General features: G+C 67.6%; 22 protein-coding genes. 12 read left to right on the top strand and 10 right to left on the bottom strand.

The annotated features are described in order from the left end of the window. Nucleotides 1-2 precede the first annotated feature (2 nt). Genes ACZ42P_RS04730 through glnE form a run of 3 tightly spaced genes read right to left on the bottom strand, consistent with a single transcriptional unit; the run spans nt 3 to nt 3,858 of the window. Complete coding sequence (locus ACZ42P_RS04730) at nt 3-215, bottom strand: zinc-finger domain-containing protein (RefSeq protein WP_464898938.1); 213 nt, start codon at nt 213-215, stop codon at nt 3-5. Then, nucleotides 208-1,128 (bottom strand): branched-chain amino acid transaminase, encoded by a 921-nt coding sequence (locus ACZ42P_RS04725; RefSeq protein ID WP_464898937.1) that lies wholly within the window; start codon nt 1,126-1,128, stop codon nt 208-210. The genes ACZ42P_RS04730 and ACZ42P_RS04725 overlap by 8 nt, the downstream gene beginning before the upstream one ends. A gap of 33 nt (nt 1,129-1,161) precedes the next feature. Next, nucleotides 1,162-3,858, bottom strand: coding sequence for a bifunctional [glutamate--ammonia ligase]-adenylyl-L-tyrosine phosphorylase/[glutamate--ammonia-ligase] adenylyltransferase (glnE, locus tag ACZ42P_RS04720; RefSeq protein WP_464898936.1), 2,697 nt, complete (start codon nt 3,856-3,858; stop codon nt 1,162-1,164). A gap of 84 nt (nt 3,859-3,942) precedes the next feature. Here glnE and acs point away from each other — a divergent pair, with 84 nt between their 5' ends. The 7 genes from acs to ACZ42P_RS04685 all read left to right on the top strand — a co-directional run bounded on the left by acs (nt 3,943) and on the right by ACZ42P_RS04685 (nt 14,080). After that, a complete protein-coding gene (gene acs / locus ACZ42P_RS04715) occupies nt 3,943-5,907 on the top strand; it encodes an acetate--CoA ligase (RefSeq protein WP_464898935.1) in 1,965 nt (654 codons plus the stop codon). Nucleotides 5,908-5,994: 87 nt separating this feature from the next. Continuing rightward, nucleotides 5,995-9,816, top strand: a complete 3,822-nt coding sequence (locus tag ACZ42P_RS04710; RefSeq protein WP_464898934.1) for a YhdP family protein — start codon at nt 5,995-5,997, stop codon at nt 9,814-9,816. Then, a complete protein-coding gene (locus ACZ42P_RS04705) occupies nt 9,813-10,157 on the top strand; it encodes a hypothetical protein (RefSeq protein ID WP_464898933.1) in 345 nt (114 codons plus the stop codon). The genes ACZ42P_RS04710 and ACZ42P_RS04705 overlap by 4 nt, the downstream gene beginning before the upstream one ends. Then, nucleotides 10,154-11,041: a carbon-nitrogen hydrolase family protein gene (locus ACZ42P_RS04700; RefSeq protein ID WP_464898932.1), complete on the top strand. Its 888-nt coding sequence runs from the start codon at nt 10,154-10,156 to the stop codon at nt 11,039-11,041. Before ACZ42P_RS04705 ends, ACZ42P_RS04700 begins: the two co-directional genes overlap by 4 nt. Nucleotides 11,042-11,048: 7 nt before the next feature. Beyond that, nucleotides 11,049-12,527 (top strand): metalloprotease TldD, encoded by a 1,479-nt coding sequence (gene tldD, locus ACZ42P_RS04695; protein WP_464898931.1) that lies wholly within the window; start codon nt 11,049-11,051, stop codon nt 12,525-12,527. A 411-nt stretch (nt 12,528-12,938) separates the two neighbouring features. Beyond that, nucleotides 12,939-13,388, top strand: a complete 450-nt coding sequence (locus ACZ42P_RS04690) for a DUF2934 domain-containing protein (protein WP_464898930.1) — start codon at nt 12,939-12,941, stop codon at nt 13,386-13,388. A 65-nt stretch (nt 13,389-13,453) separates the two neighbouring features. After that, nucleotides 13,454-14,080, top strand: a complete 627-nt coding sequence (locus ACZ42P_RS04685; RefSeq protein ID WP_464898929.1) for a LemA family protein — start codon at nt 13,454-13,456, stop codon at nt 14,078-14,080. Here ACZ42P_RS04685 and ACZ42P_RS04680 read toward each other — a convergent pair. From ACZ42P_RS04680 to aat, 7 genes are read right to left on the bottom strand one after another with little or no spacing between them, the layout of a single operon-like run. Further along, a complete protein-coding gene (locus tag ACZ42P_RS04680; RefSeq protein WP_464898928.1) occupies nt 14,071-14,985 on the bottom strand; it encodes a GIDE domain-containing protein in 915 nt (304 codons plus the stop codon). The two genes, ACZ42P_RS04685 and ACZ42P_RS04680, sit on opposite strands and share 10 nt — an antisense overlap. Nucleotides 14,986-14,989: 4 nt before the next feature. Further along, nucleotides 14,990-15,808, bottom strand: coding sequence for a metal-dependent hydrolase (locus ACZ42P_RS04675; protein WP_464898927.1), 819 nt, complete (start codon nt 15,806-15,808; stop codon nt 14,990-14,992). Between the two features lie 45 nt (nt 15,809-15,853). Then, entirely contained in the window at nt 15,854-16,357 is a 504-nt protein-coding gene (locus ACZ42P_RS04670; RefSeq protein WP_464898926.1) for a dihydrofolate reductase, read from the bottom strand. A gap of 20 nt (nt 16,358-16,377) precedes the next feature. Then, nucleotides 16,378-17,172: a thymidylate synthase gene (locus tag ACZ42P_RS04665; RefSeq protein WP_464898925.1), complete on the bottom strand. Its 795-nt coding sequence runs from the start codon at nt 17,170-17,172 to the stop codon at nt 16,378-16,380. A gap of 21 nt (nt 17,173-17,193) precedes the next feature. Beyond that, nucleotides 17,194-18,006 carry a hypothetical protein gene (locus tag ACZ42P_RS04660; RefSeq protein ID WP_464898924.1) on the bottom strand — a complete coding sequence of 271 codons (813 nt, stop codon included), beginning with the start codon at nt 18,004-18,006 and terminating at the stop codon, nt 17,194-17,196. Next, nucleotides 18,006-18,725 carry an arginyltransferase gene (locus tag ACZ42P_RS04655; RefSeq protein WP_464898923.1) on the bottom strand — a complete coding sequence of 240 codons (720 nt, stop codon included), beginning with the start codon at nt 18,723-18,725 and terminating at the stop codon, nt 18,006-18,008. Before ACZ42P_RS04655 ends, ACZ42P_RS04660 begins: the two co-directional genes overlap by 1 nt. Further along, on the bottom strand, nt 18,715-19,437 hold the full coding sequence (gene aat / locus ACZ42P_RS04650; RefSeq protein ID WP_464898922.1) for a leucyl/phenylalanyl-tRNA--protein transferase: 723 nt from the start codon (nt 19,435-19,437) through the stop codon (nt 18,715-18,717). The genes ACZ42P_RS04655 and aat overlap by 11 nt, the downstream gene beginning before the upstream one ends. Before the next feature lie 139 nt (nt 19,438-19,576). On the opposite strand from aat, the gene ccoS reads away from it, so the two are divergent. The 5 genes from ccoS (at nt 19,577) to ccoP (ending at nt 22,973) form a co-directional block, all read left to right on the top strand. Beyond that, nucleotides 19,577-19,750, top strand: coding sequence for a cbb3-type cytochrome oxidase assembly protein CcoS (gene ccoS, locus ACZ42P_RS04645; RefSeq protein ID WP_464898921.1), 174 nt, complete (start codon nt 19,577-19,579; stop codon nt 19,748-19,750). Between the two features lie 74 nt (nt 19,751-19,824). After that, nucleotides 19,825-21,240 (top strand): cytochrome-c oxidase, cbb3-type subunit I, encoded by a 1,416-nt coding sequence (gene ccoN / locus ACZ42P_RS04640; RefSeq protein WP_464898920.1) that lies wholly within the window; start codon nt 19,825-19,827, stop codon nt 21,238-21,240. A gap of 18 nt (nt 21,241-21,258) precedes the next feature. Further along, nucleotides 21,259-21,873: a cytochrome-c oxidase, cbb3-type subunit II gene (gene ccoO / locus ACZ42P_RS04635; RefSeq protein ID WP_464898919.1), complete on the top strand. Its 615-nt coding sequence runs from the start codon at nt 21,259-21,261 to the stop codon at nt 21,871-21,873. A gap of 5 nt (nt 21,874-21,878) precedes the next feature. After that, on the top strand, nt 21,879-22,052 hold the full coding sequence (locus ACZ42P_RS04630; protein WP_464898918.1) for a cbb3-type cytochrome oxidase subunit 3: 174 nt from the start codon (nt 21,879-21,881) through the stop codon (nt 22,050-22,052). A gap of 18 nt (nt 22,053-22,070) precedes the next feature. Further along, nucleotides 22,071-22,973 (top strand): cytochrome-c oxidase, cbb3-type subunit III, encoded by a 903-nt coding sequence (ccoP, locus tag ACZ42P_RS04625; protein ID WP_464898917.1) that lies wholly within the window; start codon nt 22,071-22,073, stop codon nt 22,971-22,973. The last annotated feature ends 24 nt before the right edge of the window (nt 22,974-22,997 follow it).

Raw genomic sequence — 22,997 nt, 5'->3', positions numbered from 1 at the left:
GCTCAGGGGTGGTGGGGCGCTTTCCCACGCAGGCGGTAGAGGGTGCCGCAATAGGGGCAGAGCGCTTCGCCGGTTTCCCCGATGGGCAGGAACACCCGGGGATGGGCGTTCCACAGGGCCATCTGCGGCGTGGGGCAGTGCAGGGGCAGATCGTCTTCCGTGATTTCCACGTAGCGGCTGGGCGCCCTGGGTTTTTCGGCCATGGGTTCAGACATAGGTCAGCCACTCCTGGCGCTTGGGATCGCGTCCAGTGACGCAGTCGAAGAACAGGGTCTGCAACTGGGTGGTGATGGGGCCGCGGCGCCCCTCGCCGATGGTGCGGTTGTCCAGTTCGCGGATGGGCGTGACTTCCGCCGCGGTGCCGGTGAAGAAGGCCTCGTCGGCGGAATAGACCTCGTCGCGCGTGATGCGCTTCTCGATCACGGGCACGCCGATTTCCGCCGCGAGCTGGATGATGGTGTCGCGCGTGATGCCTTCCAGGGCGGAGGTGAGATCGGGCGTATAGAGCTTGCCGTTGCGCACGATGAAGATGTTTTCGCCCGAGCCTTCCGCCACGAAGCCGTCCACGTCCAGCAGCAGGGCCTCGTCGTAGCCGTCCTGCTCCGCTTCCTTGTGCGCCAAGATGGAGTTCATGTAGTTGCCGTTGGCCTTGGCCTTGCACATGGTGATGTTCACATGGTGGCGCGCGAAGGAGGAAGTCTTGACGCGGATGCCCTTCTCCAGCGCCTCCTGGCCCAGGTAGGCGCCCCATTTCCACGCGGCCACGATCACGTGCACCGACAGGTTCTTCGCTGAGATGCCCATGGCCTCCGCGCCGTAGAAGGCCATGGGGCGGATGTAGGCGGCATCCAGGCCGTTTTCCCGCACCGCGGCGAGCTGCGCCTGGGAAATGGTTTCCTTGTCGAAGGGCAGCTTCATGCCCAGGATGTGGGCGGAGCGGAACAGGCGCTCCGTGTGTTCCCTGAGCCGGAAGATGGCCGTGCCGCGGTCGGTCTTGTACGCGCGCACGCCTTCGAACACCCCCATGCCGTAGTGCAGGGTGTGGGTGAGGACGTGGGTGGTGGCCTCGCGCCACGGCACCAGCCTGCCGTCGTACCAGATCAACCCGTCGCGGTCCGCCATCGACATCTTGTGCGCTCCTGAAACCGGTCAAAAAAAGCATCATTCTAGCGGATTTGCCGGCGGCGCGCCGAACAGCGCCTGCCACAACGCGGTCACCGCCTGCACGTGTTCGGCCACCTCCGCCGGGGGTACCCGGGCACGGCTGGCCCCCGCCATGCGCAGGTTGTGCTGCAGGCGCCGGAAGGTGCGGTAGGCCGCCTGCACCCGCTGCGCGGCCTCGGAATCGATGAGGCCGGCTTCTGCGGCGCGAGCCAGCAGTGCCAGGTTGCCCACGTTGTCGGCCAGTTCCGGGTGGCGGTGGGCATGGGCGAGGATCAGGAACTGGACCATGAATTCCACGTCGATCAGGCCACCCGGGTCGTGCTTGACATCGAACAGGCCGGAGTCGTTGGGATGGGCCTTGAGCATCCTGTGCCGCATGGCGAGTACGTCCTCCCGCAGCCTGGCCAGGTCGCGTTCGCGGCACAGGATGTCGCGGCGGATCGCCTCGAAGGCGGCGCCCACCGCCCCATCGCCGGCCACGAAGCGGGCACGGGTGAGGGCCTGGTGTTCCCAAGTCCAGGCATGCCGTTCCTGGTAGGTGCGGAAGGCCTCAATGGAGCTCACCAGCAGGCCGGAGGCGCCTTCCGGCCGCAGACGCAGGTCCGTCTCGTAGAGCACGCCGGCGGGGGTCATGGTGGTGAGCCAGGTGTTGATGCGCGCGGCCAGCCGGCTGTAGGTCTCCTGGGCGGCTTCCGCGGCATCGTCGTAGAGGAAGACGATGTCCAGATCCGAGGCATAGCCCATTTCCTTGCCGCCCAGCTTGCCGTAGCCGATGATGGCGAAGCGCGCGTCTTCCCGGTGCCGGCGCGGCAGTCCCAGCCAGCACAGGCGCAGCACCTCGGCCAGCAGCAGGTCGGCCAGGGCGGTGAGTTCGTCCGCCAGTTTCTCGATGGGCAGCAGGCCTTCCAGATCGCGCGCCAGAATGCGGAAGGTCCAGGCGTGCTTGAAATGGCGCAGCACGTCCATCTGGCGCTCCGGGTCCACGCCTTCGCCCAGCTCCCCACGCAGGGCATCGGCCAGGGCGCGCCAGTCCGGCGCCTCCAAAAGCTGGGTGGGGTCCAGCAGTTCATCCAGCAGCACGGGATGGCGCGTGAGATAGTCCGCCGCCCAGGGGCTCGCACTGCACACCCGCGCCAGGTGGGTGAGGGACTCCGGATATTCCACCAGCAGGGCCAGGTAGCTGCTGCGCCGGGCGATGGTCTCCAGCAGGGTGAGCATGCGGGCGAGGGTGGCCTCGGGATCGGGAAAGCCCGCCGCCGTGCGCACCATCAGGGGCACCAGCCGGTCGAAGCGGGCGCGGCTGTTTTCCGGCAGGCTCTGGTAGCGGGCCGTGCTGCGCAGCCGCTGCAGGGCTTGCCACACCGTTTCCGGCTGGCGGAAGCCGAGGCCCGCAAGCCGGGCCAGGGCCTCCTCCCGCGGCGTGTCGGCGGCCCAAAGGATGGCGTCCTCCGCCGCCTGCGCCCCGTCATCGGCGAAGACCGTCTGGAAGCAGCTCTCCACACGGGCACGGTGGCCATCGAGGCGGGTGCGCAGTGCCGCCCAGTCGGCGCAGTCCATGGCCCCGGCGATGAGCTGCCGGTCCTGGGGGTCCTCCGGCAGCATCTGGGTCTGGGCATCGTCGAGATATTGCAGCCGGTGTTCCAGCCGGCGCAGAAAGGCATAGGCGGCCTGCAGGGCATCTATCGTCTCGTCGGGCAGCAGGCGGCGGGTGCGGATCAGCTCCAGGGCGGTGCGCGTGGCGCGTACCTGCAGGAGCGGGTCCTTGCCGCCCCGGATCAGCTGGAACACCTGGGCGGTGAATTCGATCTCGCGGATGCCGCCGGGCCCGAGCTTGATGTTGTCGGCCATATCCCGCCGCGCCACCTCGCGCCGGATCTGGGCATGCATCCCGCGCAGGGCCGCGATGGCGTCGTAGTCCAGATACTTGCGGTAAACGAAGGGCCGCACCAGGGTCATGAGGCCCGCCTCGTCGCCGGTGAGGGCGCGCGCCTTGAGCCAGGCATAGCGTTCCCATTCCCGCCCGTGGGCCACGAAGTACTCCTCGAGGGCGGCGAAGCTCGCCACCAGGGGGCCGGACTCACCCCAGGGCCGCAGGCGGGTGTCCACCCGGAACACGTAGCCTTCCGGCGTGAGCTCGGCCAGGACCTGGCTGAGTTTCTGGCCCAGGCGGGTGAAATACTCGTGGTTGGAGACCCGGCGCGGACCGCTCGTTTCGCCGTCCTCGGGGTAGAGGTAGATGAGGTCCACGTCCGAGGAGACATTGAGTTCCCCGCCGCCGAGCTTGCCCATGGCCACCACGATCAGGTCCTGGCGGGTGCCGGACTCGGCGCCCACGGGTTCGCCGTGGATTTCGGCCAGCCACTGGTCGAGGCGGGGCAGGGCCTGTTGGATGCACACCTCGGCCAGCGTGGTCATGGTGCCCATCACTTCCTCCAGACTGGCCCGCCCCGTGAGATCACGCGCGATCACACGCAGATAGACCTGCTTGCGCAGGGCGCGCAGGGCGGCCTTGAGCTGCGCCTCGCCCGACAAGTCGTGCCCGGCGAGGAAGGCGCTCATGGCGTCGCGGGTGAAGGGCTGTTCCAGTCCGGCGGCCAGTGCCGCGGCAAGGCCGGGCTCGGCCGCGAGCAGGCGCCGGGCATAGCGGGAAGGCGCGAGGGCGCGGGCAAGATCGGGCGCAAGGTCCATGGGCATGCAGTGTCCCGGAAGGGGTTTTGGTAAGATAGGGCCCCATCCTACCCCACCTCGATCCCAACCAAGAACCCACTGGAGGAAGTCATGGCCACCATCGAATCCGTGCTGACGGAAACCCGTGTTTTCCCGCCCAGCGAGGCCTTCGTGAAACAGGCCAATGTGCCGGGCATGGAAGCCTACCGGGCCCTGTGCCGGGAAGCGGAGCAGGACTACGAAGGCTTCTGGGCGAAACGGGCGCGGGAACACATCAGTTGGCACAAGCCTTTCACCCGCGTGCTGGATGAGAGCAACGCGCCCTTCTACCGCTGGTTCGACGACGGCGAGCTGAACGTCTCCTACAACTGCCTGGACCGGCATCTGGCCAGCAAGGGTGACAAGACCGCAATCATTTTCGAAAGCGACGATGGCCAGGTGAGCCGGTTGAGTTACCGGGAACTCCACGCCGAGGTGTGCCGGTTCGCCAATGGGCTGAAATCCCTGGGGGTGGCCAAGGGGGATCGGGTGGTCATCTACATGCCCATGGGACCGCAGGCGGTGATCGCCATGCAGGCCTGCGCCCGCATCGGTGCCATCCATTCCGTGGTGTTCGGTGGCTTCTCCGCCAAGAGCCTGCACGAACGGGTGATCGACGCCGGCGCGAAGATCATCGTCACGGCCGATGAGGGGCTGCGCGGCGGCAAGGCGGTGCGCCTCAAGGATGCCGTTGACGAGGCGCTCGGCCTGGGCGGCTGCGACACGGTGGAGAAGGTGGTGGTGTTCCGGCGCACTGGCAACGCCATCGCCTGGAACACGGGGCGCGACGTCTGGTGGCACGAGCTTTGCGAGGGACAGGCCACGAGCTGCGAGCCGGTATGGCTCAATGCCGAGGATCCCCTGTTCATCCTGTACACCTCCGGCTCCACCGGCAAGCCCAAGGGGGTGCAGCATGCCACCGGCGGCTATCTGCTGGGGGCGATCCTGTCCATGCTGTGGGTGTTCGACTACAAGGACAGCGACATCTATTGGTGTACCGCCGACGTGGGCTGGATCACCGGTCACACCTATGTGGCCTACGGACCGCTGGCCCTGGGGGCTACCATTCTGGTATTCGAAGGGGTGCCCACCCATCCCCATCCGGGCCGCTTCTGGGAGCTCATCCAGAAACACCGGGTGACGACCTTCTACACCGCACCCACCGCCATCCGCTCCCTGATCAAGCTGGGGGCCGATCTGCCCAAGCAATACGACCTGTCCAGCCTGCGCCTGCTGGGCACGGTGGGCGAGCCCATCAACCCCGAGGCGTGGATGTGGTACTACGAGGTGGTGGGACAGTCGCGCTGCCCCATCGTGGATACCTGGTGGCAGACCGAGACCGGCTCCAACATGATCGCGCCCCTGCCGGGGGCCATCCCCCTCAAGCCCGGCACCTGCACCCTGCCGCTGCCGGGTATCATGGCCGAGGTGGTGGACGAACATGGTCATCCCGTGGGGGTCAATGCCGGCGGCTACCTCGTCATCAAACGGCCCTTCCCCAGTCAGCTGCGCACCCTGTGGGGTGATCCGGAGCGTTTCAAAAAGGCCTATTTCCCGGAAGAGCTGGGCGGCAGGACCTATCTCGCCGGCGACTCCGCCCGCCGCGACGAGGATGGCTACTTCTGGATCATGGGCCGCATCGACGACGTGCTCAACGTCTCCGGCCATCGTCTCGGCACCATGGAAATCGAATCGGCCCTGGTGGCCCATCCCCTGGTGGCGGAGGCGGCGGTGGTGGGCAAGCCCCACGAGATCAAGGGCGAGGCGGTGGTGGCCTTCGTGGTGCTCAAGCGTGCCCGCCCCACCGGCGAGGAGGCGAAACAGATCGTTGCCGAGCTGCGCGAATGGGTGGCCAAGGAAATCGGCCCCATCGCCAAGCCTGACGAAATCCGTTTCGGCGACAACCTGCCCAAGACCCGCTCCGGCAAAATCATGCGCCGCCTGCTGCGTGCCATTGCCAAGGGCGAGGAAATCACCCAGGACGTCTCCACCCTGGAGAACCCTGCCATCCTGGAGCAGCTCAAGGAAGTGGTGTGAAGCGCCGCCGCCACCCGCGCCGCCCGCCAAAGGAGGCACACTGAGGTCCCGCCCGGCGCGGCCGCGGCGCGGGCCTGACCCATTGTGATGAAGGCCTTTTCCCTCAAAGCAGTGGGCTGGGCCTGGCGGGCCCTGCTGGGCGCGACGGTGCTGCTCACCGTCCTCGCCGCGCTAGCGGTGCTGGTGCTGCGCTACTGGGTGCTGCCGGATCTGGGGCGCTACCGCGAGGATCTCGCCGCTGCCCTGTCCCGCGCGGTGGGTCAGCCCATCAGCATCGGCGGTCTCGAGGGGGACTGGCAGGGGGTTTGGCCGCGCCTCACCCTGGTGGAGGTGACGGTGCGGGACCACCAGGGCCTGCCGGCCCTGACCCTGAAACGGGTAGACACCCTGCTTTCCTGGCAGTCGCTGCTGGCGGCGGAACTGCGCCTCAAACGCCTGGAGCTGGACGCCCCCAGCCTCGCCATCCGGCGCGACCCCGATGGCCTGATCTATGTCTCGGGTGTCCCGGTGAACCGGCCGGGCGCCCGCGCAGGGCTTGCCGACTGGATTCTGCGCCAGGGGGAGATCCACATCCGCCACGCCCGTGTGGAATGGGATGACCGGCTGCGGGGCGCACCGCCCTTGGTGCTGGACGAGGTGGGGCTGAGCCTCGACAACGATCCCCTGCTGGGGCGTCACCGTTTCGGCCTGGTGGCGCGCCCCCCCGCGGCCCTCGCCTCCGGGCTGGATCTGCGCGGCGATCTGCGGGGACGTTCCTTCGACGACCTCACAGGCTGGCGCGGCACTCTCTACGCCCGGGTGCCCGCCACCGACCTCGCGGCCTGGGCGGCATGGCTGAGCTTTCCCTATCCCCTGCGTCAGGGCAGGGGGGGCGTGCAGGCCTGGCTGGACATCGACCATGGCCGCATCACGGGGGTGACCGCGGACCTGGCGCTGACGGCGGTGCGCACCCGCCTGGCGCGGGAGCTGCCGGAGCTGGACCTGGACAGCCTGAGCGGGCGCATCGCCTGGAAGCAGCTGGCCACAGGCTTCGAGCTGGCGGCGCGGGGACTGGCGGCGCAGGGACCGGGCCTGCGTTTTCCTGCCGCCAGCCTGCTCCTGCGCTACGAAGGCGCCCAGGGGCGCCAGCCGGAAAAGGGACGGCTGCAGGCCGAGGGCCTGGCCCTGGAGCCCCTGCTGCAGCTCGCCATGCACCTGCCCCTGGGGCCGACCCAGCGCACCGCGCTGCAGGAGGTGGCGCCGCGGGGTCTGCTGCGCGCGCTTGCCCTGACCTGGGAGGGGCCGCTCGAGGCGCCGGCCCGCTACAGCGCGAAGGCAAGCTTCTCCGGGCTGGGCGTCAATCCCTGGCGCAAGCTGCCGGGCTTTTCCAATCTCACCGGCAGCCTGGACCTGGACGAGGAGGGCGGCACCGTCCAGATCGTCGGGCGCAACACCGCCTTCGACCTGCCGCTGGTGATGCGCAATCCGGTGGGCTTCGACACCCTGGAGGCCGCCGCCAGCTGGCGCGTGCGCGATGGCCGGGTGAGTGTCACCCTCTCCCGCGCCGTGTTCGCCAATGCCGATGCCGCGGGCACCCTGAGCGGCAGCTACGAGTCGGTGCCCGGGGGGCCGGGACGGGTGGATCTCACAGGCGCCCTGTCCCGCGCCAATGCCCGCGCCGTGCACCTCTACCTGCCCCGGGTGGTCGGAAATGACACCCACGACTGGCTGCGGGATGCCCTGCTGGCGGGGCAGGTCGCGGACGTCAAGGTGCGCATCCGGGGCGATCTCGCCGGCTTCCCCTGGCCCAACCAACGGGACGAGGGCCTGTTCCAGGTAACGGGGCGCGCCCAGGGGGTGCGTCTGGCCTACGCCCCCGGCTGGCCGGAAGCGGCCGACATCACCGGCAGTCTGGAATTCCGTGGCAGCCGCATGGAGATCCTGGCCAGCCAGGCCGTGCTGTCCCAGGTGCGCCTGCCCCGCGTCAGGGCCGTGATTCCCGATCTCAGCGCGCCGGTGGAAATCCTGCAGCTGGAAGGGGAGGCCCAGGGAGCAACCTCCGAAGTGCTGCGTTTCATCCGGGAAAGTCCGCTCGCGGAATGGACCGATCATTTCCTGGATCACGCCACGGCGGAGGGCAGCGGGCGGCTGGCGCTGCGCCTGACCCTGCCCCTGCGGGGCAGCGACCCCGCCCGGGTGACCGGGAGTTACCAGTTCTTCAACAACACCCTGCGGCTTGCGCCTGACCTGCCCGAGCTGCGCCAGGTGAATGGGCGCCTGGATTTCACCGAGAAAAGCCTCAATGCCAGCCGCCTCACCCTGGAGACCCTGGGAGGGCCCGCGAGCCTGAGCCTGGCGACCCTGGCGGACGGCACGCTGCGGGCGACGGCCAGCGGCCGGCTGACGGCGGAGGCGCTCCGAAGCTTCCTGCCCCCTCCCCTGGATGCCGCCCTCCGGGGCAGCACGGGCTGGAGTCTGAGTCTCGCGCTGCGCAACCATTTGGCCAACGTCAACCTCACCTCCGATCTGGTGGGCATGGAAAGCGCCCTGCCGGCGCCCCTGGCCAAACGTGCCGCCGACTCGCTGCCCCTCAGAATCGAGAGGCGGGCGCTGAACGCCCACCAGGAAGCCATCGGCGTGACCCTGGACAAGCTGCTCTCGGCCCAGCTGGTGCGCCGGCTCGAGGGCGGACAGACGGTCGTCGAGAAGGGCACGGTGCGACTGGGGGGCGCGGCGGCGCCAACGCCGGTGCATCCCGGGGTGTGGGTGGACGGTGAACTGCCGGCCCTCGACGTGGACGCCTGGCGCGCGGTGCTGGACGGCGCAGGCGGCGGCGCGCCGCCGCTGGCGGGCGTGCACCTGCGGGTGGCGGCGCTGGATTTCCTGGGCCGGCGCTTCGGGCGGGTGCATCTCAATGCCTGGAGCCAGGGCAGCCAGTGGCAGGCCACGGTGGATGGCGACGCGCTGGAGGGGGAGGCGTCCTGGCGCAGTCACGACGGCGGCAGGCTGCAGGCGCGCCTGAAGCGTCTGGCGGTGCCGGATCCCCTGCCGGAGCGGCGGGTCGCCCCCGCCGGGGGCCGCGACGTGGATCTGCCCGGGCTGGACGTGGTGGTGGAGGACCTGGACATCGCGCACCTGAAGCTGGGACGGCTGGAGCTCGCGGCAGCCAAGCGCGGCCAGGACTGGCGCATCGAGAAATTCAGGCTGACCAATCCGGATGCCGTGTTCACCGGCAGCGGCACCTGGCAGAGCTGGCTGGCCCAGCCCGCCACCCGGCTCAACGTGGATCTGGACGTCAAGGACCTGGGGCGTTTTCTCGCGCGCATGGGCCACCCGGACCGCATCCGCCGCGGCAATGCCCGCGTCAGGGGCGAGATCGCCTGGCGCGGCGGTCCGGCCTCCTTCAATCTCGCCACTCTCTCCGGCAACCTGCAGCTGGAGGCCCACAGCGGGCAGTTCCTCAAGATCGAACCGGGGCTCGGCAAGCTGTTGGGGCTTTTGAGCCTGCAGTCGCTGCCGAGGCGCCTGACCCTGGATTTCCGCGACGTGTTCAGCGAGGGGTTCGCGTTTGATAACATTGCCGGCACGACCCTCATCACCAATGGCGTGCTCACCACCCGGGATTTCGTGATGCAGGGGCCCGCCGCCCTGGTGACCATCGCCGGCAGCACCGATCTGGTGCGGGAGACCCAGAATCTGCGCATCCGTGTGGTGCCGTCCCTGGGCGAAGGGGTCGCGGTGGCGGGCGCCTTCCTGGGCGGCCCCGTGGTCGGGGTGACCGCCCTGCTGCTGCAAAAACTGCTCAAGGATCCGGTGGGACAGCTGATTGCCTACGAATACCAGGTCACCGGCACCTGGGACGACCCCCAGGTGGTGAAACTGGGGCAGGTGCCCGCGCAGGAAGCCGTGGGCGGCGAGGGCCGGCCATGATGCGCCTGCGCTGGCTGCTCGGCCTGCTGCCGTCCCTTGCCCTGGCCCAGGACTTCACCCTGCCGGAAAGCTTTTGGCTCGCGCCCCGCAGCGGGCCGGCCGTCATCGCCGAGCCGGCCATCGCCCAGGCGGTGACCCGTTTCCTGGATCGGCCCGGGGCGCGGCTCGTCCTGCACCACTCACGGGGCGACGAGGCCAGCGCCCAGGCCGAGGAGTTGCGCGGCTGGCTGATCGCCCTCGGGCTCGAGGCCTCGGCCATCGAGCTCGTGCCGGACGGCGCCGGGGGCCGCGCCCTGCGTATCGAAGTCACTTCACCCACCCAAGCGAAAGTCCCTCAATGACCGCAGCCAAGACCACCTCCGGTTTCGCCAAACGCAAGACCCGCACCACCTACGTCAAGAGCAAGCCCCAGCCCGGGATCTTCAAGATCGCCGCCATCCAGATGGCTTCCGGCCCCAGCGTGTCGGCCAATCTGGCCGAGGCCGAGCGCCTCATCGAGATGGCGGTGGAGCAGGGCGCGCGCCTGGTGGCCCTGCCGGAATATTTCCCCATCATGGGACTCAAGGACACGGACAAGGTGGAGGTGCGGGAGGAGGAGGGCCGCGGGCCGATCCAGAAATTCCTCGCCAGCCAGGCGAAAAAACACAAGATCTGGCTGGTGGGCGGCTCCATTCCCCTGGTCGCCCGGGCCAAGACCAAGGTGCGCAACAGCTGCCTGGTGTACGACGACAAGGGCCGGCAGGTGGCGCGCTACGACAAGATCCACCTGTTCAATCTCGACCTGGGCAATGAGCACTACCACGAAGACCAGACCATCGAGCCGGGCCGCGAGGTAGTGACGGTGGACACGCCCTTCGGCCGGCTGGGCCTGTCCATCTGCTATGACCTGCGTTTCCCGGAGCTCTACCGGGCCATGGGCGAGGTGGACATCATCGTGGTGCCCTCGGCCTTCACCGAGACCACGGGCAAGGCCCATTGGGAGACCCTGATCCGCGCCCGTGCCATCGAAAACCTGGCCTACGTGCTGGCGCCCGCCCAGGGAGGCTACCACCTGTCCGGGCGGGAGACCCACGGCCACAGCATGATCGTCGATCCCTGGGGCGTGATCCTGGATCGCCTGCCGCGGGGCTCGGGGGTTGTGATCGCCGGCGTCAACCCCAGTTACCAGAAGAGTCTGCGCAACAGCCTGCCGGCACTCAAGCATCGCACCCTGCACAAGTGTTGAGGACCCAATGACCACACCGACCCAAGTGATTCCCCAGGAAACCCTGCTCGGCACGGCGGAGGCAAGCCTTCTGGCGCCCTTCGGCGTGGAGCGGGGCGCGCTGCAGACGGTGTTGGACGGCATCCTGCAGCGGGGCGTGGATTTCGCCGATCTCTACTTCCAGTACAGCCGCAGCGAGGGCTGGCAGCTGGAAGAGGGCAAGGTCAAGGCGGGCAGCTTCAGCATCGATCAGGGCGTGGGTGTGCGGGCGGTGCACGGGGACAAGACGGCCTTCGCCTACAGCGACGACATCAATCTCGAGGCGCTGGAGCGGGCTGCGGCCGCCACCCGCGCCATCGCCCGCGCCGGGGCCCAGGCGCGGGTACACGTGCCGGCCCTGGGGCACGGGTCGCGGCTGGCGCGGCCGGCCCTCTATTTGCCCGAGGATCCCATCGCCAGCCTCACGGACGCGCGCAAGGTGGCTCTCTTGGAAAAGCTGGAGCGCATGGCCAAGGCCTGCGACCCCCGCATCACCCAGGTGATCGCCAGCCTCGCGGGGGAATACGAGGTGGTGCTGATCGCCCGTTCCGACGGCCTGCTGGCGGCGGACGTGCGGCCCCTGGTGCGGCTGTCGCTGCAGGTCATCGCCGAGGCCAACGGCCGGCGCGAGCAGGGCAGTGCCGGCGGCGGCGGACGCTTCGACTACGGCTATTTCACCGACGAGGTGCTGGAAGGCTACGCGCGCCAGGCGGTACACCAGGCCGTCACCAACCTGGAGGCGCGTCCCGCGCCCGCCGGCACCATGACCGTGGTGCTGGGGCCGGGCTGGCCGGGCATTCTCCTGCACGAGGCCGTGGGCCACGGCTTGGAGGGCGACTTCAACCGCAAGGGCAGCTCCGCCTTTGCAAACCGCATCGGCGAGCGCGTGGCCGCCCCCGGCGTCACGGTGGTGGACGACGGCACGCTGGCCCGCCGGCGCGGTTCCCTCAACGTGGACGACGAGGGCAACCCCACCGAGTGCACCGTGCTCATCGAAAACGGCATCCTCAAGGGCTACATGCAGGACAGCCTCAACGCGCGCCTCATGGGCATGCCGGTCACCGGCAACGGGCGCCGCGAGTCCTTCGCCCACATTCCCATGCCACGCATGACCAATACCTACATGCTGGCGGGCGACAAGGACCCGGAGGAAATCATCCGCTCCGTGAAACACGGCCTCTATGCCGTCAATTTCGGCGGCGGCCAGGTGGACATCACCAGCGGCAAGTTCGTCTTTTCCGCCGCCGAGGCCTACATGATCGAGGATGGACGCATCACCTACCCGGTGAAGGGCGCCACCCTGATCGGCAACGGCCCCGACGTGCTCACCCGCGTTTCCATGATCGGCAACGATCTCCAGCTCGACCCGGGCGTGGGCACCTGTGGCAAGGAAGGCCAGAGTGTCCCGGTGGGGGTGGGCCAGCCCACCCTGCGCATCGACGGCCTCACCGTGGGCGGCACGCTGTAGGCGCTGTCGCCCTTTGTGGCGAGGCCGGACACCACCCGTTGGCCCTGCCGATGGCCTGCCGTCGCCTGTTCCCTTCGCCCCGGGGGAGGGACAGAGAAGACGGTCCCAGGCATCTGCGCATCGCCCAATGATCTGACCCGCGCATCCTGACCTCTCGCGTCCCGGGGGTGACCGTCCCGCCCGCACCGTTGCGGCGCGTCCCTGGTGGCCGTGACCCACGGCGGTGCCCGTGTGCGGCACCTTCGCCGCTTGCGCCTGTCCAACGCGGGTGTGCGCGGGGTGCCCGGGGCGTGCGCCCCATGGCACGTCTCTTGCAACTCGAACCGCGCGCATCCCCGAAACGTTCATGTTAACGTCATGGGATCGTGCTATAGTCCGGACTTTAGTACGCTCTTGACTGGAGGTATTCCGATGGCTCAGTCCCCTGGCAAGACCACCCCCGCAGCGAAGGCTGCGGCCGCGACGCCTTCCACTGCCGCAACCAAGTCCGGCAAGACTGCCAAGGGCAAGACGGCTGCCGGGGCCAAGTCCCCGGTGAAGTCTTCCGCCCCGGCGCCGGCCAAATCCCCCGCAAAAACCGCCTCTTCGTCCCGTTCCAAGGCGGCCGCTCACGAGACCGCCCGCAAGACGCCCGCGCGTGCCGCCCGGGGCAAGGGCAACGGGGAAGCGGTGCCGGCCCAGACGCCTGCGCCCCAGGCGGCCAAGCTGGGGGTGGTCACCCCCGAGCAGCGCTACCGCATGATCTGCGACGCAGCCTATTTCCGCGCGGAACGCCGCGGGTTCGTGGGCGGCAGCGCGCTGCAGGACTGGCTGGAGGCGGAAGCCGAGATCGACGCCCTGCTGCGCGAGATGCAGGAATAAAGCCTCTCCCGTCCCGGCAGGGCCTTCCCCTGCGCCGCTTGTCCGGCCCGGCGGGCGCGGTTACCATGGCCCGCGGCGTCCCGCTCGGGGCGCAGGACAGGGAGGAAGGCATGCTGGGATACGTGATGCTGGGGCTGGCCGCGGCGGCGGCGCTCTATGCCGTCCTGGTCTACAACGGGCTGGTGCAGCTCAAGCACAACGTCGCCAAGGCCTGGGCCAACATCGACGTGCTGCTCAAGCAGCGCCACGACGAGCTGCCCAAGCTGGTGGAGACCTGCCGCCAGTACATGAAATACGAGCAGGAGACGCTGGAACGGGTGATGCAGGCGCGGGCGCGGGTGTCGGCCGCACGGGAAGCCCACGACGTGGGGGCCCTGGGCCAGGCGGAGGGGGATCTGCGCAGCGGCTTGGCACACCTGTTCGCCGTGGCGGAGGCCTATCCCGAGCTCAAGGGCAACGAGGCCTTCCGGCATCTCCAGGCCCGCATCACGGAGCTGGAGAATGCCATCGCCGACCGGCGCGAGTTCTACAACGAGAGCGTCAACGTCAACAACGTGCGTATCGAACAGTTCCCGGACGTGATCGTGGCCCGGCTGTTCGGTTTCGGGCCTGCCGAGCTTTTGCAGTTCGCCAGCGCCGAAAAGCAGGACGTGGATCTCCGCCAGCTGTTCGGCTCAGGCAGTCAGAGGTAGCCCGCCAGGCCCGCGCAGGCGGCCAGAAACACCGCCAGATGGGCAAAGGCCCAGCGCCGGTAGCGCCGCCCCAGCCGTTGCGGTTCCAGGTTGGAGAGCAGGAACGGTCGTCCATCCCGCGGCTTGCGCAGGAGGTGCAGGGGCCCGGCCGCCAGACGCGCCTGTTCCCGCACCTCCACTTCCCGGCGCGCTGCGGCGCGCGCCGCCTCCCATTCCGTCAGATCGATTTCCCCGTCACCGTTGGCATCGAAGCGCCGCCTCAAGGCGGTCGGATCGCGTTTCCAGTCCGCGAGCAGGGCGCCCACGTCGGCTTTCAGATCGGCGGGGGAGGCGGGATGGGCGAGGGTGGAAAACTCGCCGATGGCGTAGAGGGTGTCCCCCGGCAGCAGCAGCCATTCCGTGTAGCGCTGGTCCGATTCGGTCCAGCTGCGGCGCCGCGAAGTGAGGATCTCCGCGCCCTCCGGGTCGATGATGCATCGTCCGGAATCGTCCTCGAGCAGAAAGGTGTCGTCCGCCTCGCCGTATTCCTCCACCCGCCAGTTGCCGCCGGCATCGCGCGTCTCGATCTGGTAGCGGTACCAGACACAAGGTGTCTGGCTCAGGCGCGCGGGCAGCAGGTGATCCGGGAACTGGCGCGCCAGCCCCCGCAGTTCCACGTAGCCCTGGGCGGCGGAGGCGATGCGCGAGGTGGGGACGTCGTCGATCAGACGGGCCCGCCGCAGGTTGCCTGCCCAGGCAGCGAGGCCGCTGGCGGACACGAAGGCCAGGCCGGCGAGCCAGGCGGGACGCCCGCCCGCGTCATGGGCCAGCCCCAGGGCGGCGACGTCCAGCGCCAGGAGGCCGGTGTTGCCCCACCAGGCCCGCTGTGCCAGCAGTCGGCCAAGCAGCCAGGGGGCGAGGCGCACCGGTTCAGAAGGCCAGCGTCTGGCCCGGCGTCATGACTTGCACCCGGGCCCGGGAGCCCTGGCTCCTAAGCACCGTGGCCAGCCGTTCGGGCGTGCCGGCGAGCACGGGGAAGGTGCCGAAGTGCATGGGGATCACGGTCTTCGGTCCCACCAGCCGCACGGCGTGCGCGGCGCGTTCCGGGTCCATGGTGAAGTGGCCGCCGATGCAGGCGAGCATCACATCCACCCTGGCGAAGCGGCTGATCAGGGCCATGTCGGAGAACACGTCGGTATCCCCGGTGTGGTAGAAGGTCGGGCCGCCGCGGACGGCGATGAGGAAGCCGCCCGGATGGCCGCCGTCGTGGATGTCCTTGTCGGCGCTGCCCTCGGGTGCCATCACCGTGGAGCTGTGTACGGCGGGAATGAAGGTGATCTTCACTTCCCCGTCGAGCAGGGTGAGGGTCCCGCCGAAGTTGCCCTGGGTGTCGAAGCCCATCTGGTCCTTGGGGTAGCCGCCATACTGCACCAGGGCGCGTCCCAGGTCGAAGGTGGAGACCAGCCGGGCGCCCGTCTTCTTGGCGATTTCCACGCTGTTGCCCACATGGTCGAAATGACCGTGGGTGACCAGGATCAGGTCCACCTTGTCCAGCCTGGCGAGATCCTCCTTGCCGTTCTTGTTGGCAGGATTGGTGAGCCAGGGATCGATGAGCAGGATCTTGCCGGTGGGCGTTTTCAGTTTGAAGGCGGCGTGCCCGTACCAGGTGAGTTCGGTCTGGCCGGCGGCGGCCACCTGGACGAAGAGCAACAGGGAGGCGGCGATCAACACGCGCAGTCGGAACAGCATGATGTCTCCTTTCGTTATGGGTTCATTCCGGGGTCGTGCGCCGGGTCAGCGCTTGCGGTCATAGACCACGAAATGATACTCGAAGGGTTCGCCGTTTTCCTTGACGTGACGCTCCCGGGACACTTCCTGCCATTGTCCCGCATCGAAGGGCGGGAAATGCGCATCGCCGGGAAAGTCGCGCTTGATTTCCGTGAGATAGAGGCGGTCGGCGATGGGCAGCGCCTGGGCATAGATCTCCGCCCCGCCCACGAAGAACACCTCCGGGTCGCCGTGGCAGACACTCAGGGCGGCGTCGATGGAATTGACGGCGATGCAGTCGGGCGCCGTGTAGTCGGGCCGGCGCGTGACGATGACCGTGGTGCGGCCGGGCAGGGGCCTGCCGATGGAGTCATAGGTTTTGCGCCCCATGACGATGTGATGGCCCATGGTGAGGGCCTTGAAGTGCTGCAGGTCTTCCGGCAGATGCCACGGCAGCCGGTTGCCCTGACCGATGACACGGTTGGCGGCCATGGCGGCGATGATGGAGACACGGGGCTTCTGGCTGGACATGGGGTTCGCTCCTGCCGCACTCAGACGGCGACCGGTGCCTTGATGGGCGGATGGGGGTCGTAGCCCTCGAGGGTGAAGTCCTCGTAACGGAAGGCAAAGATGTCCTTTACCGCGGGGTTGAGCTTCATGGTGGGCAGGGGCCGCGGCGTGCGCGACAGTTGCTCCCGGGCCTGGCTGAGGTGGTTGAGGTAGAGGTGGGCATCACCCAGGGTGTGCACGAATTCCCCCGGCGCGAGCCCGCAGACCTGGGCCACCATCATGGTGAGCAGGGCATAGGAGGCAATGTTGAAGGGCACCCCGAGGAAGATGTCGGCACTGCGCTGGTAGAGCTGGCAGGACAGGCGCTTATCCGCCACATAGAACTGGAACAGGGTATGGCAGGGCGGCAGACGCATCTTGTCCAGCTCGCCCACGTTCCAGGCGGAGACGATGAGGCGGCGCGAATCCGGATGGCTGCGGATCTCCTGGATCACCTGGCTGATCTGGTCGATGTGGCGACCATCCGCCGTGGGCCAGGAGCGCCACTGGTAGCCGTAGATGGGCCCGAGATCGCCGTTTTCGTCCGCCCACTCGTCCCAGATGGTGACGCCGTTTTCGTGGAGATACCTGATGTTGGTGTCGCCCTTCAGGAACCACAGGAGCTCGTGGATGATGGAGCGCAGGTGCACCTTCTTGGTGGTCACCAAAGGAAAGCCGCGGGCGAGATCGAAGCGCATCTGGTAGCCGAACACGGACAGGGTGCCGGTGCCGGTGCGGTCGCTCTTTCGATGCCCGTGCTCGAGCACGTGGCGCATGAGGTCGAGATACTGCTGCATGGGGTGGAACGCTCCCGGTTTTCAGTCGGCGGGCCGGGCGGGCGCCGCCGCGACCGGTGCCACGGCTTCGAGGAAGCGCTGCCCGGCCTCGATCAGGGACCTATTGTAGGTGCGGCTGAAGGCCTCGGCAAAATTCTCGCGCGCCTGCACCCGCAACAGGAAGTCGCGGAAGCGCGCCTCGCTCTCGGCTTTCAGGTGTTGCAGGAACATCATGGCCTGGCGGTAGAAAAGGTAGGGCGAAAGTCCCCAGTCCTCCGGCCGGTGACGGTGCTCGGGGGTATCCAGGGTCGCGGGCGAAAAGGCGCGTCCGGCCGCCAGCGCCGCACGCGCCTCCTCCTCAGTGGCGTAGTCTGCGCCGCCGCCTCCCGAGGCCAGGGCAGCCAGTCCCTCGTGGAACCACACCGGCACCTCGTGGGTGTAGTGGCCGAGACGCTGGCCCAGGTGCAGATGGGACAGCTCGTGGGTGAGGATCATGGGCAGCCGCTGGGTTTCCCGGTCGAACAGGCGCGGCGCAAGGAAGACCCGGTTGTCCGGCACGGTGGCGCCGCTCACGTTGCGGCTGGTGACGTGGGCATCGAAACAGGTTTCGGTGCCACAGACGTGCACCGTGACCCCGTCGGCGAAGGGCAGGTAGTGCGCTTCCTCCACCTGCGCCACGGCCTGGGGCAGGAGCGCTGCCACCTGGCGGGCATGGGCTTCGGCGCCCGGCTCGAAGCGCACCCGGGGCTCCTCCTCCAGCACCGCGAAGGAAACCGGCGGGCGCGCAGGCTGCATGGCGCAGCCCAGAGTCAGCAGTGTCGCGGCGAGCCACGCCGCGGCAAGCCGCAGCGACATCACGGCTCCAGCAGGCGCCAGGAGCCGTCCACCAGCCCCTCCAGGGGCCGGAAGCGGATCTTGTAGGCCATCTTGTCGCTGTGGGCGATCCAGTAGCCCAGGTAGAGATAGGGCAGACCGCGCTGCCGGCAGGCCCCGATTTGCCACAGGATGTTGTAGGTGCCGAAGCTCGCCCGGGGAACGTCCGGATCGTAGAACGTGTAGACCGCTGACAGGCCGTCCTCCAGCTCGTCCACGATGCTCACCATGCGCAGTACCCCCTGTTCCCGGAATTCCACGAGGGTGGTGGTGACACCGCTTTCCAGCAAAAACTGGCGGTACTGGTGACTGTCGTCGTGATCCATGCCTCCGCCGGGATGGCGCCGGGCCTGGTAGCGGCGGTAGAGGGCGAAATGCTCGTCCTCGTAACGCAGGGGACCCACACTCACGGCGAGACCGCCGTGCCGCGCCGCGGCCCTGCGCTGGGCGCGGTTGGGTGTGAATTCCGCGGCGCGCACCCGCACCGGCACGCAGGCGCGACAACGGTCACACAGGGGCCGATACACATAGGTGCCGCTGCGGCGGAAGCCGAGATGGATGAGCCGGCTGTAGAGGGGCGTGGTGATGAGCTGGCTGGGAGTGGCCACCTGGGACCGCGCCACCCGGCCCGCGAGATAGCTGCAGGGATAGGGCGAGGTCAGATAGAACTGGAGCTTGTGGGCGGGAAAATCATTCAGCATCGGACCGGCCGACAGCATCCTTCCAGGTGAGGTCCGGCCGCCAGGGGCCGGGGCGATGGGGAGATTCTATCAGCTTGCGCACCAGCCGCAGGAACTCGGCACGGGGGATCTCGCGCGCGCCCAGGGAGGCCAGATGCGCCGTCTTCATCTGGCAGTCGATGAGACCGAAACCCCAGTGTTTCAGTTGCAGGACGAGATGCACGAGGGCGATCTTGGAGGCGTCGCGCACCCGGTAAAACATGGATTCGCCATAGAACATGCCGCCCATGGCCACGCCGTAGAGACCGCCCGCCAGTTCACCGTCGATCCAGGTCTCCACCGAATGGGCATAGCCCAGGTGATGCAGCCGCGTGTAGGCCTCGATCATGGCGGGGCCGATCCAGCTGCCGGTCTGGCCCGGACGCGGCGCGGCACAGGCCTCCATCACCCGGGTGAAGGCCGTGTCAAAGCGGATCTCGTAGGGCCGGTTGCGCAGCACCTTGGCCAGAGACCGTGTCACACGCAATTCATCCGGGAACAGGACCATGCGTGGGTCGGGGCTCCACCAGAGGATGGGTTCGCCCGGATTGAACCAGGGGAAGATACCGCGGGCGTAGGCGTCGAGCAGCCGTCCGGGGCTGAGATCGGCGCCGGCCGCGAGCAGGCCGTTGGGGTCGCGCAGCGCCGCGCTGACCGGCGGGAAGGGCGTGTCCGGGTCGAGCCAGGGAATCATGGCCCCATTCTAGCGGTGCAAATCCCGACTGGCTTACTCGGGCAAAAACGGTGCTATAGACAAAAGGGACTTGCGACAATCGGTCGCATTGCCTAACATTGTCGAAAAGAAGATACGAATATCCCGATAGGAAGCGGTCGTGGAAACCCTTTACCTGCTGATCCCCCTGAGTCTGGTCCTCGTGTTGCTGGTGGGCGTCACCTTCTGGTGGGCGGTCAAGGCAGGCCAGTTCGAGGATCTGGAGGGGCCGGCCTATCGCGTGGTGATGGACGACGACACGCCGCCCCAGGCCACGCCGCCGGCTGGCCGCTGAACAGGTGACAGCGTGCAGGCGGTGGCTCACCGCCGCCTGCACGGTATGACCTGACAACAAAAGGAGAGGTGCGCATGGAAGCCACATACAACTACAAGGTGGTCCGGCAGTTCGCCCTGATGACGGTGGTGTGGGGCATCGTCGGCATGCTGGTGGGGGTCTTCATCGCCGCCCAGCTGATCTGGCCGGACATGACTTATGGCATCCCCTGGTTGAGTTACGGGCGGCTGCGACCGTTGCACACCAATGCGGTCATCTTCGCCTTCGGCGGCTCCGCCCTGTTCGCCACGTCCTACTACGTGGTGCAGCGCACCTGCCATGTGCGCCTGTTCTCGGATGGTCTCGCCGCATTCACCTTCTGGGGCTGGCAGCTCGTCATCGTGCTGGCGGCGATCACCCTGCCTCTGGGCTACACCACGTCCAAGGAGTATGCGGAACTGGAGTGGCCCATCGACATCCTGATCGCGGTGGTCTGGGTGGCCTACGCCATCGTCTTCTTCGGCACCATTGCCAAACGCCGCACGCCCCACATCTACGTGGCCAACTGGTTCTTCGGCGCCTTCATCATCACCATCGCGCTGCTGCACATCGTCAACAACATCGAGATCCCGGTGGGGCCGATGAAATCCTACTCGGCCTATGCCGGCGTGCAGGACGCGATGATCCAGTGGTGGTACGGCCACAATGCGGTGGGGTTCTTCCTCACCGCCGGCTTCCTGGGAATGATGTATTACTTCGTGCCCAAGCAGGCGCAGCGGCCGGTCTATTCCTACCGCCTGTCGGTGGTGCACTTCTGGGCCCTGATCTTCACCTACATGTGGGCGGGTCCGCACCACCTGCACTACACGGCGCTGCCGGACTGGGCGCAAAGCCTGGGCATGCTGTTTTCGTTGATCCTGCTGGCGCCTTCCTGGGGCGGCATGATCAACGGCATCATGACCCTGTCGGGCGCCTGGCACAAGCTGCGTACCGATCCCATCCTCAAGTTCCTGATCACCTCGCTGTCCTTCTATGGCATGTCCACCTTCGAAGGGCCGATGATGTCCATCAAGACGGTGAATGCCCTGTCCCACTACACCGACTGGACCATCGGGCACGTCCACAGCGGGGCCCTGGGCTGGGTGGCCATGGTCTCCATCGGCTCGCTCTACTACCTGATCCCGCGCCTGTTTGGGCGCACCGAGATGTACAGCACGCGCCTCATCACCGTGCATTTCTGGGTCGCCACCATCGGTGTCGTGCTCTACATCGCCGCCATGTGGATCGCGGGCGTGATGCAGGGCCTGATGTGGCGTGACTTCAATGTGGACGGCACGCTCAAGTACAGCTTCGCCGAGGTGGTGAAGGCCATGTATCCCTACTACATGATCCGTCTGCTGGGCGGGGTGCTGTTCTTCGCCGGCATGCTGATCATGGCCTACAACGTGGTCAAGACCATCGCCGGCCAGAAAGCCGTGGATGCGCCCATCCCGGCGCCGGCCCACGCCTGATGCAGGAAGGAGACTGACATGAGTACGGCACACGAAGTCATCGAAAAAAATATCGGCATCATGATGGTGCTCATCCTGCTGGTGGTGAGCGTGGGTGGACTGGTGGAAATCGTTCCGCTCTTCTTCCAGAAATCCACCACCGAGCCGGTGGCGGGGCTCAAGCCCTATACCGCGCTGCAGCTGGCCGGGCGCGATGTCTATCAGCGCGAGGGCTGCTATGTCTGCCATTCGCAGATGATCCGGCCCTTCCGCGCCGAGACGGAACGCTATGGGCATTACTCGGTGGCGGGGGAGTTCGTCTATGACCATCCCTTCCAGTGGGGGTCCAAGCGCACCGGACCCGATCTGGCGCGGGTGGGCGGACGCTACTCCGACGACTGGCACCGGGCGCACCTGCGCATGCCCCGTGACGTGGTTCCGGAATCCAACATGCCGGCCTATCCCTGGCTGCAGAACGCCATGGTGGACGGGGATGCCATCGCGCGCCACATGCGGGGCCTCCGGCTGGTGGGCGTGCCCTATACCGACGCGGACATTGCCGGCGCCAAGGAGGCGGTGGCGGGCAAGACCGAGGAGGATGCCCTGATCGCCTATCTGCAGAGCCTGGGCACCGCCCTCAAGACCTCGAGGTGAGCGCCATGGACATCAACGATCTGCGCAGCCTCATGACCGTCGTCTCCCTGTTGACCTTCGTGGGCATCGTCCTGTGGGCCTGGAGCAGCCGCAGGAAGGCCGCCTTCGACGAGGCCGCCCGTCTGGTGTTCGACGAGGAAGACGAGTTCGTGCAAAACCGCCCGGCGGTACGCCGCTAAGAAGCGAGGAGAACGAAAATGGCAGACTTCATCAGTGGATTTTGGGGACCCTACATCGCCGTCATCACCCTGGTGAGCGTGATCGGCTGCGCGGTCTTCCTCAAGGCCATGAGCATCCGGCGGCTCGCCCCGGGGGAAAAGGCGGCCACCACGGGTCATGTGTGGGATGAGGACCTGGCCGAATACAACAACCCGCTGCCACGCTGGTGGGCCTGGCTGTTCTATCTCACGGTGATCTTCGCCCTGGGTTATCTCGCCTACTATCCCGGCCTGGGCGTGTTCAACGGGATGGGCAACTGGTCCTCGCGGGGCCAGTACGAGGAGGAAATGGCCCGGGCCGAGGCGACCTACGGCCCCATCTTCAACAAGTACCTGCAGCAGGATCTGCAGGTAGTGGCGGCCGATCCGGAGGCGCGCCAGATGGGGCAACGGCTGTTCCTCACCTACTGCTCCCAGTGTCATGGTTCCGATGCACGGGGCGCGCGCGGGTTCCCTGACCTCACCGACAACGACTGGCTCTACGGCGGGGATCCCAAAACCATCGAGACCACCATCACCGAGGGCCGCAACGGCATGATGCCGCCCATGATCGCGGCGGTGGGGGGCGAACAGGGGGCGAAGGAGGTGGCCAACTATGTGCTCTCCCTGTCCGGCCGGCCCCACGATGCCACGCTGGCCGCGGCAGGCAAGGAGAAGTTCGCCGTCTGCGCCGCCTGCCATGGACCGGATGGCAAGGGCAACCAGGCCATCGGTGCGCCCAACCTGACCGACAACGTGTGGCTCTATGGCGGCAGTGAGGCGGCCATCATCGAGACCATCACCAAGGGCCGCAGCGGCCAGATGCCGGCTCAGAAGGACAAGTTGTCCCCGGCCAAGATCCATCTGCTCGCGGCCTACGTGTACGGACTGTCCAAACACTGACTGGCGGGACCATAATAAAGCCGC

It is taken from the genome of Thiobacter subterraneus, from assembly GCF_055379455.1.
The sequence above is the reverse complement of the archived record's forward strand: the minus strand, read 5'-3'. Positions and strand labels throughout refer to the sequence as shown.

What these genes read in the sequence shown, in the direction of transcription:
- ACZ42P_RS04690 (WP_464898930.1), top strand. Translation starts at nt 12,939, where the DNA reads ATGGCTCAGTCCCCTGGCAAGACCACCCCCGCAGCGAAGGCTGCGGCC.
- ACZ42P_RS04730 (WP_464898938.1), bottom strand. Translation starts at nt 215, where the DNA reads ATGTCTGAACCCATGGCCGAAAAACCCAGGGCGCCCAGCCGCTACGTG.
- ACZ42P_RS04675 (WP_464898927.1), bottom strand. Translation starts at nt 15,808, where the DNA reads ATGCTGTTCCGACTGCGCGTGTTGATCGCCGCCTCCCTGTTGCTCTTC.
- ACZ42P_RS04670 (WP_464898926.1), bottom strand. Translation starts at nt 16,357, where the DNA reads ATGTCCAGCCAGAAGCCCCGTGTCTCCATCATCGCCGCCATGGCCGCC.
- ACZ42P_RS04700 (WP_464898932.1), top strand. Translation starts at nt 10,154, where the DNA reads ATGACCGCAGCCAAGACCACCTCCGGTTTCGCCAAACGCAAGACCCGC.
- ccoO (WP_464898919.1), top strand. Translation starts at nt 21,259, where the DNA reads ATGAGTACGGCACACGAAGTCATCGAAAAAAATATCGGCATCATGATG.
- ACZ42P_RS04710 (WP_464898934.1), top strand. Translation starts at nt 5,995, where the DNA reads ATGAAGGCCTTTTCCCTCAAAGCAGTGGGCTGGGCCTGGCGGGCCCTG.
- ccoP (WP_464898917.1), top strand. Translation starts at nt 22,071, where the DNA reads ATGGCAGACTTCATCAGTGGATTTTGGGGACCCTACATCGCCGTCATC.
- ccoN (WP_464898920.1), top strand. Translation starts at nt 19,825, where the DNA reads ATGGAAGCCACATACAACTACAAGGTGGTCCGGCAGTTCGCCCTGATG.
- glnE (WP_464898936.1), bottom strand. Translation starts at nt 3,858, where the DNA reads ATGCCCATGGACCTTGCGCCCGATCTTGCCCGCGCCCTCGCGCCTTCC.
- tldD (WP_464898931.1), top strand. Translation starts at nt 11,049, where the DNA reads ATGACCACACCGACCCAAGTGATTCCCCAGGAAACCCTGCTCGGCACG.
- ACZ42P_RS04655 (WP_464898923.1), bottom strand. Translation starts at nt 18,725, where the DNA reads ATGCTGAATGATTTTCCCGCCCACAAGCTCCAGTTCTATCTGACCTCG.
- ACZ42P_RS04705 (WP_464898933.1), top strand. Translation starts at nt 9,813, where the DNA reads ATGATGCGCCTGCGCTGGCTGCTCGGCCTGCTGCCGTCCCTTGCCCTG.
- ACZ42P_RS04665 (WP_464898925.1), bottom strand. Translation starts at nt 17,172, where the DNA reads ATGCAGCAGTATCTCGACCTCATGCGCCACGTGCTCGAGCACGGGCAT.
- ACZ42P_RS04725 (WP_464898937.1), bottom strand. Translation starts at nt 1,128, where the DNA reads ATGTCGATGGCGGACCGCGACGGGTTGATCTGGTACGACGGCAGGCTG.
- aat (WP_464898922.1), bottom strand. Translation starts at nt 19,437, where the DNA reads ATGATTCCCTGGCTCGACCCGGACACGCCCTTCCCGCCGGTCAGCGCG.
- ACZ42P_RS04685 (WP_464898929.1), top strand. Translation starts at nt 13,454, where the DNA reads ATGGCCCGCGGCGTCCCGCTCGGGGCGCAGGACAGGGAGGAAGGCATG.
- ACZ42P_RS04630 (WP_464898918.1), top strand. Translation starts at nt 21,879, where the DNA reads ATGGACATCAACGATCTGCGCAGCCTCATGACCGTCGTCTCCCTGTTG.
- acs (WP_464898935.1), top strand. Translation starts at nt 3,943, where the DNA reads ATGGCCACCATCGAATCCGTGCTGACGGAAACCCGTGTTTTCCCGCCC.
- ACZ42P_RS04660 (WP_464898924.1), bottom strand. Translation starts at nt 18,006, where the DNA reads ATGTCGCTGCGGCTTGCCGCGGCGTGGCTCGCCGCGACACTGCTGACT.